A 13310-nucleotide genomic window follows, 5' to 3' on the forward strand; every position below is an offset into this window, starting at 1 on the left:
GGGCTCACCTTGCGCGCGCCGCCGTCCATCAGGCGCTTGACCTGCGCCTCGGTGGTGCCGATGCCGCCCACGCCCGAGCCCACGTACACGCCCAGGCGCTCCGGGTCGATGGCGCCCTCGGCGTCGAGGCCGGACGACGCCATGGCCTCGTCGGACGCCACGAGCGCGAACTGCACGTTGCGGTCGTTGTGCAGCGCCACGGACTTGCCAAGGGCCGCGGCCGCGTCGAACCCCTTGACCTCGGCGGCCACGCTCACGCGGAAGCCCGTGGTGTCGAACGCCGTGATGGGCCCGATGCCGGACTCGCCCCTGACGAGCGCGTCCCAGCTCTGGGGGGCGGTGTTGCCCACGGGAGTGATGGCCCCCATGCCCGTGATGACTACCCTGCGATCCATGTGATATCCCCTCTGGGGCGCATGAGCGCCCCGTCTACATGCAAAGTCCGCCGTCGACCCTGATGACCTCGCCCGTCACGTAGCGCGCGGCGTCCGAGGCGAGAAACGCGACGACCTCGGCCACCTCGTCCGCCGTGCCCAGGCGGCCCAGCGGGATGCGCGCGGCGTAGCCGTCGCGGGCCTCCTGCGTGAGCTTGTCCGTCATGTCCGTCGCGATGAAGCCCGGCGCGACGGCGTTTGCGGTGACGCCGCGGCCCGCGAGCTCCTGTGCCACGGACTTGGTGAGGCCCACGACGCCCGCCTTGGAGGCGGCGTAGTTGACCTGGCCGGCGTTGCCGTGCAGACCCACGACGGAGCTCACGTTGACGATGCGCCCGCCGCGCTGTCGCACGAAGTTCCTGGCCAGGGCGCGCGTCATGTTGAACGTGCCCTTGAGGTTGACCTCGATCACGCGGTCGAAGTCCTCGTCGCGCATGCGCGCGAACAGGCCGTCGCGCGTGACGCCCGCGTCGTTCACGAGCGCCCAGACGGGGCCGAAGTCGTCCGTGACCTGCTTTACCGTGGCCTTGACGGCCGCGGAGTCGGACACGTCGCAGCGGTAGGCCTTGGCGCGTGCGCCCAGCTGCTCGAGGGCGGCAACGCACTCTGCCGCGGCGGCCTCGTTCCCGGCGTAGACGATGGCCACGTCGTAGCCGTCGCGCGCGAAGCGCTCCGCGCAGGCGCGGCCGATGCCGCGCGAGCCACCCGTGACGAGCGCGACCCTGCGCGCCGCGTCCCCCTGGCCCGTCGTGTTGTTGCTATCCATGCGCTATGCCTCCAAGATCTGGCTCACGGCCGCGTCGAGCTGGTCGGGGGTCTCCACGCAGAGCGCGGTGACGCCCTCGAGCGTGCGCTTGACGAGTCCCGTGAGCGTGTGGCCGGGCCCGACCTCCACGAAGGTGTCGATGCCGGCCGCCTGCATGCCGCGCAGCTCGTCCACCCAGCGCACCGGGTTCGAGACCTGGCGCGAGAGGGTCTGGGCCATCGCGGCGGCGTCGCCCTCGTAGGGCTTGCCCGTGAGGTTGGACCAGCACGGAATCGCGGGCTGCGCGAGCGGGTGCCCGTCGAGCCACGCCGCGAGGCCTTCCGTGGCGTCCGCCATGTACGGGCTGTGGAACGCGCCGGAGACGGCCACCTTGACGCTGCGGCCGCCAGCGGCCTTGACCAGGCCGTCCAGCGTCGCGCAGGCCTCGGGCGAGCCCGCGACCACGGTCTGGAGCGGACTGTTGTAGTTGACCGCCCACGCCTCGCCGGCCTGCGCCGCGAGCTCCTCCACCTTGGCGGGCTCGAGCTTGAGCACGGCGCGCATGGCGCCGGGATGCGCCTCGCAGCACGCGGTCATGAGCGTCGCGCGCTCGACCGCGAGCTGGAACGCGCCCCCGGGCGTGAGGGCGCCGGCAAAGGCCAGTGCGCCCAGCTCGCCCAGGGAGTGGCCCGCGACGGCCGCGGGCACCACGCCGCGCTCGCGCAGCGCCTCGGCCGCGGCAAGGTCGACGGCCAGCACGCAGGGCTGCGTGTTGACGGTGAGCGAGAGCTCCTCCTTGGTGCCCGCGAAGCACTGGGCGCTCGTGCCGGGACGGACGGAGTCCGCCGCGGAGAAGACCGCCCTCGCGGCCGCGGACGCCTCGGAGAGCTCGCGTCCCATGCCCGGCTTCTGCGAGCCCTGGCCCGCGAAGAGGAACGCGACGTTGGGAAGTGCGCGTGCGGAGGCGCCCTTCTCGCCCGCAGCGACTGCTACCTCACCCATTTGGTGGCCTCCTTGAGGCAGGCCTCGGCGCCGTCCATCAGGTCGTCCACGATCTGGGCGGCAGTCTGCTCCTCGTGCACCATCGCGGCGACCTCGCCGGCCATGAACGAGCCCTCCTGGTAGTTGCCGTCCTTGGCGGCCTTGCGGAGGGACCCCGCGCCGAACTTGCCGAGCTCCTCGGGCGTGGCGCCCTCGCGCTCCATGCGCGCGAACTCCTGCGAGAAGGGCGTCTTGAGGCACCTGACGGCGCCGTTCATGCTGCGGCCCGTGACGATGGTGGAGAGGTCCTTGGCCTTGAGGATGCGGTCCTTGTACTCCTGGCTCACCGTGCACTCGCGGGCCACGAGGAAGCGCGTGCCCACCTGGATGCCCAGGGCGCCCAGCATGAAGGCCGCGGCGGCCTGCCTGCCGTCCGCGATACCGCCGGCCGCGAGGACCGGCACCTTGACGGCGTCGACCACCTGCGGCACGAGGACCATGGTGGAGAGCTCGCCGATGTGGCCGCCGGACTCGCCGCCCTCGGCCACGAAGGCGTCGGCGCCGGCGCGCTCGAGAAGGCGGGCCAGGGCGACCGAGGACACCACGGGGATGACCTTGACGCCGGCCGCCTTCCAGTCGGCCATGTACTTGCTGGGGTTGCCCGCACCCGTGACCACGACGGGCACGCGCTCCTCGGCGACGACCTTGGCGACGTCGGCCGCGAAGGGGCTCTGGAGCATCACGTTGACGCCGAACGGCCTCTGCGTGCGCGTGCGGACGTCCCTGATCTGCTCGCGAACCCAGTCGGGTCCGGCGTTCATGGCGGAGATGATGCCGAGGCCGCCAGCCTCGGAGACGGCAGCGGCGAGGCTCGCGTCGGCAATCCACGCCATGCCGCCCTGGAAGATGGGCTTCTCGATGCCCACGAGGTCACAGAGTGGGGTCTTGATCATGTGCGCTGAATCCTTAGTCTTGTCGTTTGCTTTGGGCCTTGGGCCTACTTGTTGAGAAGGCCGTCGACGATGTCGACGAACTCGCCCACGGTCTGCGGGTTGGCCTCGGGGTCGATCTCGATGCCGAACTCGTCCTCGCAGGCCATGACCGCCTCGACGGTGGCCATGGAGTCGAGGCCGACGCTCGCGAGGTTGGTGTCGCGGGTGAGCTCGACGTCGTCCAGGCCCTCCTGGTCCTTGAGGATGGCGACGACGCGATCGAAGGTGGACTCTGCCATGGTTCTCTCCTATCTTTGGGCACCGTCTCCGGTGCGTACGAGGGCGCCCTTGTGGCACCCGGGTTACCTATGCGATGGCGCGGTGTCGCGCCGTGGAGCATGCGACTAGCTTGGGGTTGCCTCTGGTTCCGCCTCCCAGCGCACGAGCGCGGAGGCGACGTCGAGCCCTGCGCCGAAGCCCACGAGGGCCACGAGCTCGCCGGGCCTGAGCTCGCCCCGGCGCGCCATGCCGTCGAGCGCGAGCGGGATGCAGGCACTCGAGACGTTGCCCGTGTGCGCGAGGTTCAGCACCGCGCGGGACGGGTCCACGCCGAGGCGCTCGACCACGGCGTCCACGATCCTCTCGTTTGCCTGATGGAGGACGAAGTGGTCGATCTGGTCAAGCGGCACACCCGTCTGCTCCGACATCTGGCGCAGCTCGCGGGTGACCTCCGTGACGGCGAAGCGGTAGACGCTGCGGCCGCGCATGGTCATGGCGCTTGCCGGCGCGGTCGCGACGGTGGAGTCGAACGGGCTGTTGCCCGCGACGCCGGGGACGTCGATCGCCGCAACGTTGGGGATGGTGCGCAGGCGGCACCACAGCGGCGACTCGCCTCCCGCGCGCACGACGACCGCCGCGGCGGCGTCTCCAAAGAGCACGCAGGTGGTGCGGTCCTCCCAGTCCATGATGCGCGAGCACTTCTCGGCCGAGAGGACGAGCGCCGTCTTGGCCCTGCCGCGCGAGAGGTAGCCGTCCGCGACGTCGAGCGCGAACACGAAGCCCGAGCACGCGGCGGACACGTCGAACGCCGGGCAGCTGGCGCCGAGGCGCTCCGCGACGGCGCAGGCCTCCGCGGGCATGAGGTGGTCGGCCGTGGTGGTCGAGCACACGATGAGGTCGAGGTCCTGCGGCGCGATGCCGGCGGACTCGAGCGCGCGCCTGGAGGCGGACTCCCCCAGGTCGTCCAGGGACTCCGTGGTGCAGACCCTGCGCTCCCTGATGCCGGTGCGCGAGCTGATCCACTCGTCGCTGGTGTCGAGGAACGTGGAGAGCTCGTCGTTGGTCACACTGCGCGCGGGAAGTGCCGAGCCCGTGCCGATGATGGTGTAGGACACTAGCCCCTGCCTCCCTTCGAGACAGACATCTTCTTGAGGTATTCGCGCTGCGACTGCTGCGCCTTGGCATAGAAGTGCTCGAGGCGCCTGATTCCGTCGAGAAGGACGCGGCGCTCGGAGACAGAGAGCCCGTCCGAGACCTCCTGCGCCATGCGCCGGTTGAAGACCGCGTGGAGGCGAAAGACCTTCTCGCCCTTGCGCGTGAGCACCACGTTGACGCGGCGCGCGTCCTCGGGATCGCGCTTCTTCTGGACGTAGCCCCGCTTGACGAGCCTGTTGACGGCTGCCGTCGCGGACGGGACGCGGATGTCCAGCGTGCGCGCGAGCTCGGACATGCCGATGGTCGCGTCCTTGTGAAGCGTCTTTCTGCCCACCACCTCGATGAGGTTGAGCTCCGAGACGGTGAGGTCGATCCCGTGCGAGCGCTGCGTGAGCGTCTCGAGGCGGTCGATGGAGTCGTAGGTGTTGCTGAGCAGTCGCGAGATCTCGGCTATGAAGTCGTATCCGTTGCTGACGTCGATTTGGTCCGCAGGGGCGTCAGAGGATACCACGAGCTCTTGTGCATGCCGCTCAAAGGACTTGGGCACGAGTGCCTCCCCCGTGTGACGACGTTGACCGGAACCTGCCATGACTGCGCGAACGGTGGGCTTGGAAGCCCGTGGGGTCCGGCGTGAGTCGGGCCGATTTCCTTTAGTTAGTCTATCTAACTATCGCAGTGTACGCAATGTAGTGTACGCGGTAATGTTGACTTGTCAACTTTGAGCTCATGGCGAGAAGAACTTCTCCGAACCTGCACACGGCGGACCACCTTTGCTCGATAGCCACTCAGGTGAGCAGGTCCGAACTAGCGGGCACTCGCCCAGGCGTCCCGCAGAGAAGTGCGTTCGCAATCGACCGCAAGCGTCGTGCCATCGGCAAGCCCCAGCACGGCATGCCCCCAGGCGTCGACGGAGAGGAACGTGCCCTCCCCCGCCAGGCTGCCGTCGGTCGCCACGGCGCGCACCCTGTGGCCAAGGTTGTAGAGAGATGCCTGGTAGTCGGCCAGAATCGGCGCCAGCGGACCGTTGCCGGGCCGGGCCGCGAGCCCCGCCGCCCACGCGTCCACGCGGGACACGATCGCGTCGCGAAAGGCTGTTGCGACGGCGTCGTAGTCCGGAAGCGCGCCGCCGTCCAGGCACTCGCCCAGGTAGGCGGGCTCGAACGCGCCGACCATCCCGTCGCGCACGGCCGCGGGGCGGATGCCGTTGCCCCTGGGGCGCGTCAGGTTCACGCCGATGCCGCACACGGCGAAGCCGCCCGCGGACGAGGCGGAGAGCTCCACCAGGATGCCGCCGAGCTTGCGCACACGGTCGACACTGTTGCATATGACCAGGTCGTTGGGCCATTTGAGGTGCGGGGCCGTCGCACCGAGTGCGCGGCAGGCGTCAAGCGCGCCGAGTCCGCTCGCGACGGGCAGCGCGCGCAGGAGCCCCAGGCCGCGGTCGTCGGCGAGGGGGCCGTCCTTCTCGCCCGCGTCGCCGCGCGCGGGCACGTCGGGACGTAGCACGATGGAGAGGTACAGGCCCCCAGGGGGAGAAACCCACACGTGCCCCCTGCGGCCGCGGCCCAGCGTCTGGCGGTGCGCCGCGACAGCCGCGCCATGCGGGGCGCCGGCGAGCGCGCGGTCGCGGGCCTCGTCGTTGGTGGACTCGCAGGAGTCGAGGACCTCCACGGCGGGAAGGTCCGTCCTCGCCCCGGAGGTCCCCCTCGTGTCGCGCGGGTCGCCCGCGCCCGGCATGTCCGTCGCGCCCGCCACGCCGCTACGCCAGGCCTGCGACCATGCGCTCCACCACAGAGGCGCACAGGAGCGCGGAGCTGCGCTCGAAATTGGGGTAGACGTCGGTGGCGTCGCCGTTGGCCTTGTCGCTGATGGCGCGCACCACCACGAAGGGCACGTGGTTGACGTAGCAGGCGTGCGCGATGTCGGCACCCTCCATCTCGCAGCAGAGCGCGCCAAAGTCGCGCACGATCGCGTCCTTCTCTTCCTGCGTGCGCACGAAGTGGTCGCCGGAGGCCACGCGGCCAACAAACACGTGGGCCTGGGGCGCGGCCTCGCGCACGGCCGCCACGGCGGCGTCGCGCAGGCCGGCGTCCGCGGGAAACGCCACCACGCCCATGCCCGGCACCTCGCCGGGACGGTAGCCCAGGTTCTGCACGTCCACGTCGTAGTGGGCCACGTCGGAGGACACCACCACGTCGGCGATGTCCACGTCGTCGCTCAGCGAGCCGGCGACGCCCGTGTTGATCACGCGGTCCGCGCCAAAGCGCAGCACGAGCGTCTGCGTGCAGATGGCGGCGTTGGTGCCGCCCACGCCGCAGCGCACGACCACGACGGGCACGCCGGACAGCGTTCCCTCGCAGAACTCCATGCCGCTCACGACGGTGGCGTGCGGACGCTCGAGGTGCGCCCTGAGCTGCTCCACCTCGACGTCCATCGCGCCGATGATTCCCAGCGTCACGCGCGCCCCCTAGATGGTGCCCGGGTAGTTCATGTGGGCGTCGTCGATCACGTTGAGCGTCTTGTCCAGGTAGCGGCGCGCCCACCACTTGGCCTGGTTGAGGTCGGAGTCGTGGTAGTTGCCGCACTCGGCCGGCTTGGCGCCGGGGATCTCGCCCTCGAAGTCGCGCACGAACTCGAAGCCGCCCTTCAGCAGGGGCAGCACCTCCTGCGGCGTGCACTCGCCAAAGATCAGCAGGTAGAAGCCCGTGCGGCAGCCCATGGGCCCAAAGTAGACCACGCGGCTTGCCCACTCGGCGTCGTTGCGGAAGTACGTGGCAAGCAGGTGCTCGATGGCGTGGACCGCGGCGGTGTCCATCACGGGCTCGCGGTTGGGAGCCGTGAGGCGCAGGTCAAACGTGGTGATGACGGCGCCGGTCTTGGGGTCGCGGTCGACGCGGCTCACGTACACGCCCGGCTCGAGGCGAAGGTGGTCGATGGTAAAGCTTGCGATCTGCTCCATGGTAGGTCCCTTCTGGCACGGCGTCGCGACCGCGGCGCCGGTCCTTCTCCACTGTGTTTTCATTGCGCGTGAAATTACCCCGCAATGCGACATGACGATACTATCTTTGTGCCGCCGCGTTAAGGCCACGCGCGCGCCCGCATATAAATCCCCGCAACCTTGCCGGGCCGACGGGCCGCCGCGACGCCTGCCACGGAACGGCAGACAACCGCAACCAAGGGAGGGGCCACGGACACCCAAGACACCTTTGCCAACTGGGCGTGCGCATGGGCGCAGGCCACAAACTCGTCGCTGGCGGGATCGTCCGTCTACGTGGGCGAGAAGGACCTCCATGCGGACCGGGGCGCGCTTGCCCTCCGCATGGCCGAGTGGGGCCTCGTCCCCACGGCCGACCCCGCCGCGCGCCTGCGCTACCCGGAGCTGCCCGCCCACGAGGAGCCCTCGGCCGCCGAGGCCTGGGCCCGCGCCCGCGAGGGCATGCCCGTATCCGCCGCGCTCGCCAAGGAGCTCGCGGCGGACGGCCTGCTCAGGGACGTGCGCGTGGCCATGAGCCTCATCGTGGAGCCCAAGACGGCCGTGCTCGTGGAGCGCCTCGCGCAGGCCGGCGCCATCGTGGGCGTCTACTGCCACGCGCACGAGTGCCACCAGTACATTGCGGACGAGCTCGCCTCCCGCGGCTACGCCATCGAGGCCAACTCCGCCTGGACCCCCGCGCAGGAGCGCGAGGGGGCGCTCCGCCTGATGGACCGCATCCGGCCCAACGTGGTGATAGACGACGGCGCCAACTTCGCGCGGCTGCTCGTGATGGAGCGTCCTGCGCTCCTGCCCCAGCTCGTGGGCGTCGCGGAGGAGACCACGTCCGGCGTGCGCGCCTTCGAGTCCATGCAGGCCACGGGCGAGCTGCCCTTCCCGGTGGTCGCCGTCAACGACTCGCGGCTCAAGACCCGCTTCGACAACCGCCACGGCACGGGCGAGACCTGCGTCGCCACCACGCTCGAGCTCATGGGCGCGGGCTGCTTCGACCACGCGCGCGTCGCCGTCATGGGCTACGGCCCCGTGGGCGAGGGCTTCGCGCGCCGCGTCCGTGCGCTGGGCGCCCGCGTCACCGTGGTCGAGCTCGACCCGGTCCGCGCGCTCGAGGCGCGCTTTGCGGGCTTCGAGGTCGCCCGCGCGACCGACGCCCTCCCCGCCGCGGACATGGTCGTCTCCGCAACGGGCGTCCGCCACACGCTACCGCTCGACCTCCTGCGCACCCTTCCCAATGGCTGCCGCGTGGTCGTGATCGGCGGCATCGCCAACGAGGTCGCGCTCGACCAGGTGGTCGCCGCAGGCGGCGCCATCCTTCCGGGCAAGAAGGACGGCATCTCCCGGCTGCGCGTTCCCCAGGGGCCGACGCTCGAGCTGCTTGCCGCCGGCGACGGTGTCAACTACGCCGTGGGCCCCGGCAACCCGATCCAGATAATGGACCTGAGCTTTGCCGTGCAGCTCCTGGCCGTGGAGCACCTGCTGCGCAACCGCGGCACCCTCCCCAACCGGGTCCTGCGCCTGGGGCCACAGGCCGACCGCCGCATCGCCACGCTCGCGCTCGCGGCCCGCGGCGTCACGCTGGACGCCGCCCCCGCAGCCGGCACGGCGGACGGCTCCGCCTTCGTTCCCGATTGGCGCGTCACGCGCTTCTCGGACGCCGTCGCCACACCCGCCACACCCGCGTCACCCAACCCAAGGGAGCTCCCATGAGCCAGCAACCAAAGGCCACCCTGTACGCCGCGCCGCTCGTCATCCCCGTGACCGGGCCCGTCATCTGCGGCGGTGCCGTCGCCGTGCGCGACGGCCGCATCCTGCACGTGGGCACGCGCGCGTGGGTGGAGCAGAAGCTGACGGAGGACGGCCTCTCCGCGCAGCAGGTGGACGTGCGCCCGTGGCGCGGGCTCGTCACGCCCGGCCTTGTCAACGCGCACACGCACCTGCAGTACACGGGCATGGCATCCGTGGGCTCGCGCGAGTACCCCAGCTTCCGCGCGTGGGAGCTCGCGTTCAACAAGATATACGACAGCCCGGAGCAGAAGCCCTGGCGCGAGTGGTCGCACCAGGGCGCGCGCCAGATGGTCGAGGCCGGCATCACGGCCGCGGCGGACGTCGTGAGCGACGTGGAGGCCGCGGACGCCCTCCTCTCCCAGGGGCTCCACGGCATCGCGTACTGGGAGGTGATGGACTGGGACAACGAGGACTGGAAGCAGCACGGGAAGGAGGCCCTTCTCGACCACATCGCCCAGATCCGCAGGATGGGCGTGACGGAGCTGGGCATCAGCCCGCACGCGCCGTACTCGCTGGGCTCGGGGCCGCTGCTCGACCTGCCGGACATCGCGCGCCAGCTGGGCATGCGCCTGCACATCCACCTGGGCGAGACCCCGGCCGAGGCCGGCCACCTGCCCTCGCGCCTCACCAACCAAACGTCCTGGGCGTGGAACCGCACGGAGTGGCAGAGCTTCAACGACCTCAAGCGCGCGGGTGCCGGCGCAAGCGCCATCCAGTTCCTGGACCAGCTCGCCGTCCTGGGACCGGACGTCCACATAGCCCACGGCGTCCACGCCTCGCGCGAGGACCGCAGGATCCTGCGGCAGCGCGGCGTCTCCGTGGCGCTGTGCCCGCGCTCCAACCGCGTCACCTGCACCGGCGCGGACGCCCCCGTCGCGCGCTACCTTGAGGAGGGCAACCCCCTCTGCGTCGGCACGGACTCGCTCTCGTCCTGCCCCAGCCTCGACGTCCTGGACGACATCGCCATGCTGTACGACATCGCCATCGCGCAGGGCTACGAGGGCCCGGACCTCTCGCACCGGCTCATCCGCATGATGACGCTGGGCGGCGCGGAGGCCATGGGCCTCAACTGCGGTCCCAAGCGCATCGGCCAGATCAACGTGGGCGCCCGGGCCGACCTCGCGTTCTTCGACGTGCCGGTCGACGTGTCGTCGCCCCAGGCGCTCGAGGACACCATGGAGCGCTTCGTGCGCCACGGCTCCGGCACCTGCCGCGCCACCATCATCGAGGGAAGGGTCGCCTATGACCGCATCTGGAACTGACCGCAACGCCGCAGACCGCACGTCCGCCCAGCTCAGCCCCTACGCGCAGGGCCTGGTGGCCGCGCTCGGCCTCGCGCCGCACCCCGAGGGCGGCTGGTACCGCCGCACGTGGCAGTCGGCCACCGTCGCGACGGGCGACGCCTCCGCGGCCGACCTCAGCGAGGACAGCACCTCCGCGCGCCCGCTCGCCTCGCTCATCTACTTCCTGCTGCCTGCCGGCGACGCGAGCGCCTGGCACGTGGTGGACGCCGACGAGCTCTGGCTCTGGCACGGCCCCGGCGCCATCACGCTCGAGCTGGCGGGCACGGGCGACGCCCCGGACCTCAAGCACGCGACGCGCCACACGCTCTACCTACCCGGTCCCGCGGGCGAGAAGGACGCGCCCTCCCGGCAGGACGCCCCTCGGGACGCATGCACCCAGCTCGTGGTGCCCGCCGGCGTGTGGCAGCGCACCGTGCCCTCGACCGAGGACGCGCTCGCATCCTGCGTGGTGAGCCCAGGCTTTGTGTACTCGGGCTTCTCGCTCGCGAAGTAGGGTCGGCTAACGTCTCGAGAACCTGATTCGGAAGTTGATGTCCATCGCGGAGGACGTGTCTGAGAATCCGATGCGGCAGTGGTCGAACAGGTATGACCTGAACGTCTCGCTGTCCAGCGCGTCGAATGCGACCAGCTTGTCGTCCGCGTCAATCGTAAGCAAACCGCCGCTGACCGTACTCCTCCCGTCCCACAACGTACTTGCCGTGAGTCCGCAGCACGACGCACGCAGGAACTCCTTCAGCATGTATGGATACTTGGCCTCGGGACGCGTGAGGCCGCACGGGTTGCGCTCGATCAGCCAGTCGCGAACCTCCCGCATGGAGGTGGTGGCCCCGTCGAACTGCCCATGGGAGAAGTGTGCGGATACGACCTCCCGCCACACCCTGGGCAGACGTGGGTTAATGAGCTCGCAGTTCTCTACAAACGCCTGTGAGCCCGAAGTGGTGTCGAGCATCGTAAACTCCGTGCACCACCGGAATGCGCCCGTGTGCGGGTCGGAAACATCAAGAAATGCATCGTTCCTCTCGCCCGCGGGACATGACGGAAGTGCCTGGCGCACGCGTTCAAGAATCCAGCACGCGTTGTTGGCCTCGTCCGAGCGTGCGCCACGAACCCGCACGGCTAGGCGCCTCTCGCTCGTGGGACTCACCCCCATAAAGTAAGCAACGGTTTAGTTGTTGATACTGTACCGGACTTGCTCTACGCCGTGAGCGCACGAATGGGAATCGCGTAGATTCCGTCCTCGACGCGGTGCGCGTACTCGGACACGCCGGTGATGACCGCCATGAACTCGGGCGGCCGCACACGAGCGCGCGGGTTCTGTGTCAGCTTGTTCCTCAGGCGCTTGAGGCTCGCCACGCCATCGGGGACCTTTACCTCGCTCGTCTTGATCTCGAACGCCGCCCACCTGCCGTCCGCAAGCTCGATGATCGCATCGACCTCCAGGCCCGCGGAGTCGCGGTAGTAGCGCACGGGAACGTCCCCGCACAGCTCCTGTGCCTCGGCATAGACCTGCAGGTCGCGAATGCAGAGGTTCTCGAACACGAGGCCAAACGTCTGCCAGTCCTCGAGGAGCGCCTCGGGCAGCAGCGCGAGCTGCGCCACGGCAAGGGACGGATCCGCGAGGTAGCGTTTTGGCTTGGTGCGGATGCGCTTTGCGGAACGCGCTGGGGGCAGCCATCCGGGAACCTCGTCGACTACGTAAGAAGCCCTTAGGAGCTCGAGATAAGAGGAGACCGCACTTTCGCTTGGCACCGCTTCCGCAGAGACGTCACCGGCATCTGCCGCTAGCGTCTTGTACGTGGCTGCCTGTCCCAGGTTTCTTGCGAGCGAGAAGAGCATCCTCCTCATCGTCTCTGGGTCCTTGCCCTGGGAGGGCGCCGTGATAGTACGGAAGCGGCGCAGGTACTCGCGCGCAATCTCCTGTGCGTCCTCAGCCGAAAGGTCGATGGCTTCCGGCCAGCCACCCCTGCACGCGAGATTCACTAGGTCCTTCGAGGTTGTCTTTACCTGGGCTGGCTCAAACTTGCCATCAAACAGCTCTGCCAGGGAAACCGCCCCAACGGAATCGCCGCTTTCGAAAAGCGACATCGGGCGCATGCGTACGCGTCCGACGCGTCCCGCCCCACTGTGCTGTGGGAGCTCGTTCTTCTCCCTCGCCAAAGGCGAGGAGGATCCCGTCAGTATGAAGGCGCCCCTCTGACCACGCTTCCTGTCGACCTCGTGGCGCACCACGTCCCATATGGCTGGAACACGCTGCCACTCGTCAATCACGTGCGGGCGCTCCCCCGCCAGCATCGCCGAAGGATCGTCCTGCGCAAGGGCCAGGTTCTTCTCCACGTAGCTCACGCTCTTTGCGCGGCTGAGCGCGGTGCTGGTCTTGCCGCAGCCTCTTACGCCAGCAATCTCCACGCCACCGAAGATGCGAAGGTACCTGTCAATGCGCTTGTCGACCAACCTTGGCAGATATCTTTCGGGCTCTTGAGACATCGGCCACCCCCACCGCCATCTTGCGTGACAACTCGAAACACATACGTTTATGTGCTCAAATGCGAGAGTGCGTTGCTTCCCACTGTGTGCGTTGTGGATTTCGCAACTGTCTCGTTGTGGATTTCGCAACCATCTCGTTGTGGAAATTGCAACCTATGCGACGCAGATTTTCCACCCAACTCAGCGTGGATTTTCCACCCTATGCGACGTGGATTTTCCACC

The 13310-nt window shown here is 69.3% G+C and carries 15 protein-coding genes; 3 read left to right on the plus strand and 12 right to left on the minus strand.

Going from position 1 to position 13310, the window contains the following annotated elements; all coding sequences use genetic code 11:
- The 10 genes from ACI38Z_RS05420 to ACI38Z_RS05465 all read right to left on the minus strand — a co-directional run.
- Positions 1-395: beta-ketoacyl synthase N-terminal-like domain-containing protein (locus tag ACI38Z_RS05420; RefSeq protein WP_439789174.1), on the minus strand; the 395-nt coding region annotated here is incomplete at its 3' end.
- Positions 396-429: 34 nt separating this feature from the next.
- Positions 430-1200: a 3-oxoacyl-[acyl-carrier-protein] reductase gene (gene fabG, locus ACI38Z_RS05425; RefSeq protein WP_439789175.1), complete on the minus strand. Its 771-nt coding sequence runs from the start codon at positions 1198-1200 to the stop codon at positions 430-432.
- 3 nt (positions 1201-1203) lie between these two features.
- Positions 1204-2181 carry an ACP S-malonyltransferase gene (locus tag ACI38Z_RS05430; protein ID WP_439789176.1) on the minus strand — a complete coding sequence of 326 codons (978 nt, stop codon included), beginning with the start codon at positions 2179-2181 and terminating at the stop codon, positions 1204-1206.
- Entirely contained in the window at positions 2169-3113 is a 945-nt protein-coding gene (locus ACI38Z_RS05435) for a nitronate monooxygenase (protein WP_439789177.1), read from the minus strand. The genes ACI38Z_RS05430 and ACI38Z_RS05435 overlap by 13 nt, the downstream gene beginning before the upstream one ends.
- A gap of 44 nt (positions 3114-3157) precedes the next feature.
- Positions 3158-3391, minus strand: a complete 234-nt coding sequence (locus ACI38Z_RS05440) for a phosphopantetheine-binding protein (protein ID WP_439789178.1) — start codon at positions 3389-3391, stop codon at positions 3158-3160.
- Between the two features lie 105 nt (positions 3392-3496).
- Positions 3497-4486 (minus strand): beta-ketoacyl-ACP synthase III, encoded by a 990-nt coding sequence (locus ACI38Z_RS05445; protein ID WP_439789179.1) that lies wholly within the window; start codon positions 4484-4486, stop codon positions 3497-3499.
- The gene (locus ACI38Z_RS05450) at positions 4486-5073 is read right to left on the minus strand and encodes a MarR family winged helix-turn-helix transcriptional regulator (RefSeq protein ID WP_439789180.1); all 588 of its coding nucleotides are present in this window, start codon (positions 5071-5073) and stop codon (positions 4486-4488) included. Before ACI38Z_RS05450 ends, ACI38Z_RS05445 begins: the two co-directional genes overlap by 1 nt.
- 257 nt (positions 5074-5330) lie before the next feature.
- Positions 5331-6281: a biotin--[acetyl-CoA-carboxylase] ligase gene (locus ACI38Z_RS05455; RefSeq protein ID WP_439789181.1), complete on the minus strand. Its 951-nt coding sequence runs from the start codon at positions 6279-6281 to the stop codon at positions 5331-5333.
- 4 nt (positions 6282-6285) lie between these two features.
- Positions 6286-6984, minus strand: coding sequence for a 5'-methylthioadenosine/adenosylhomocysteine nucleosidase (locus ACI38Z_RS05460; RefSeq protein WP_439789182.1), 699 nt, complete (start codon positions 6982-6984; stop codon positions 6286-6288).
- 9 nt (positions 6985-6993) lie between these two features.
- Entirely contained in the window at positions 6994-7485 is a 492-nt protein-coding gene (locus ACI38Z_RS05465) for an S-ribosylhomocysteine lyase (protein WP_439789183.1), read from the minus strand.
- A gap of 159 nt (positions 7486-7644) precedes the next feature.
- Here ACI38Z_RS05465 and ACI38Z_RS05470 point away from each other — a divergent pair, with 159 nt between their 5' ends.
- Genes ACI38Z_RS05470 through ACI38Z_RS05480 form a run of 3 tightly spaced genes read left to right on the plus strand, consistent with a single transcriptional unit; the run spans position 7645 to position 11097 of the window.
- Positions 7645-9222, plus strand: a complete 1578-nt coding sequence (locus tag ACI38Z_RS05470) for an adenosylhomocysteinase (protein WP_439789184.1) — start codon at positions 7645-7647, stop codon at positions 9220-9222.
- Positions 9219-10562 carry an amidohydrolase family protein gene (locus tag ACI38Z_RS05475; RefSeq protein ID WP_439789185.1) on the plus strand — a complete coding sequence of 448 codons (1344 nt, stop codon included), beginning with the start codon at positions 9219-9221 and terminating at the stop codon, positions 10560-10562. Before ACI38Z_RS05470 ends, ACI38Z_RS05475 begins: the two co-directional genes overlap by 4 nt.
- Entirely contained in the window at positions 10543-11097 is a 555-nt protein-coding gene (locus ACI38Z_RS05480; RefSeq protein ID WP_439789186.1) for a cupin domain-containing protein, read from the plus strand. The genes ACI38Z_RS05475 and ACI38Z_RS05480 overlap by 20 nt, the downstream gene beginning before the upstream one ends.
- Positions 11098-11103: 6 nt before the next feature.
- Here the strand turns inward: ACI38Z_RS05480 and ACI38Z_RS05485 are convergent, their stop codons facing one another.
- Together ACI38Z_RS05485 and ACI38Z_RS05490 are read right to left on the minus strand one after the other, a co-directional pair.
- Positions 11104-11553, minus strand: coding sequence for an HpaII family restriction endonuclease (locus tag ACI38Z_RS05485; protein WP_439789187.1), 450 nt, complete (start codon positions 11551-11553; stop codon positions 11104-11106).
- A gap of 245 nt (positions 11554-11798) precedes the next feature.
- A complete protein-coding gene (locus ACI38Z_RS05490; protein ID WP_439789188.1) occupies positions 11799-13055 on the minus strand; it encodes an ATP-binding protein in 1257 nt (418 codons plus the stop codon).
- Between the last annotated feature and the right edge of the window lie 255 nt (positions 13056-13310).

The sequence above is a fragment of the Parafannyhessea sp. genome (genome assembly GCF_051876455.1).
Lineage (GTDB): Bacteria > Actinomycetota > Coriobacteriia > Coriobacteriales > Atopobiaceae > Parafannyhessea.

What these genes read in the sequence shown, in the direction of transcription:
- fabG (WP_439789175.1), bottom strand. Translation starts at nt 1,200, where the DNA reads ATGGATAGCAACAACACGACGGGCCAGGGGGACGCGGCGCGCAGGGTC.
- ACI38Z_RS05440 (WP_439789178.1), bottom strand. Translation starts at nt 3,391, where the DNA reads ATGGCAGAGTCCACCTTCGATCGCGTCGTCGCCATCCTCAAGGACCAG.
- ACI38Z_RS05430 (WP_439789176.1), bottom strand. Translation starts at nt 2,181, where the DNA reads ATGGGTGAGGTAGCAGTCGCTGCGGGCGAGAAGGGCGCCTCCGCACGC.
- ACI38Z_RS05480 (WP_439789186.1), top strand. Translation starts at nt 10,543, where the DNA reads ATGACCGCATCTGGAACTGACCGCAACGCCGCAGACCGCACGTCCGCC.
- ACI38Z_RS05475 (WP_439789185.1), top strand. Translation starts at nt 9,219, where the DNA reads ATGAGCCAGCAACCAAAGGCCACCCTGTACGCCGCGCCGCTCGTCATC.
- ACI38Z_RS05485 (WP_439789187.1), bottom strand. Translation starts at nt 11,553, where the DNA reads ATGCTCGACACCACTTCGGGCTCACAGGCGTTTGTAGAGAACTGCGAG.
- ACI38Z_RS05465 (WP_439789183.1), bottom strand. Translation starts at nt 7,485, where the DNA reads ATGGAGCAGATCGCAAGCTTTACCATCGACCACCTTCGCCTCGAGCCG.
- ACI38Z_RS05435 (WP_439789177.1), bottom strand. Translation starts at nt 3,113, where the DNA reads ATGATCAAGACCCCACTCTGTGACCTCGTGGGCATCGAGAAGCCCATC.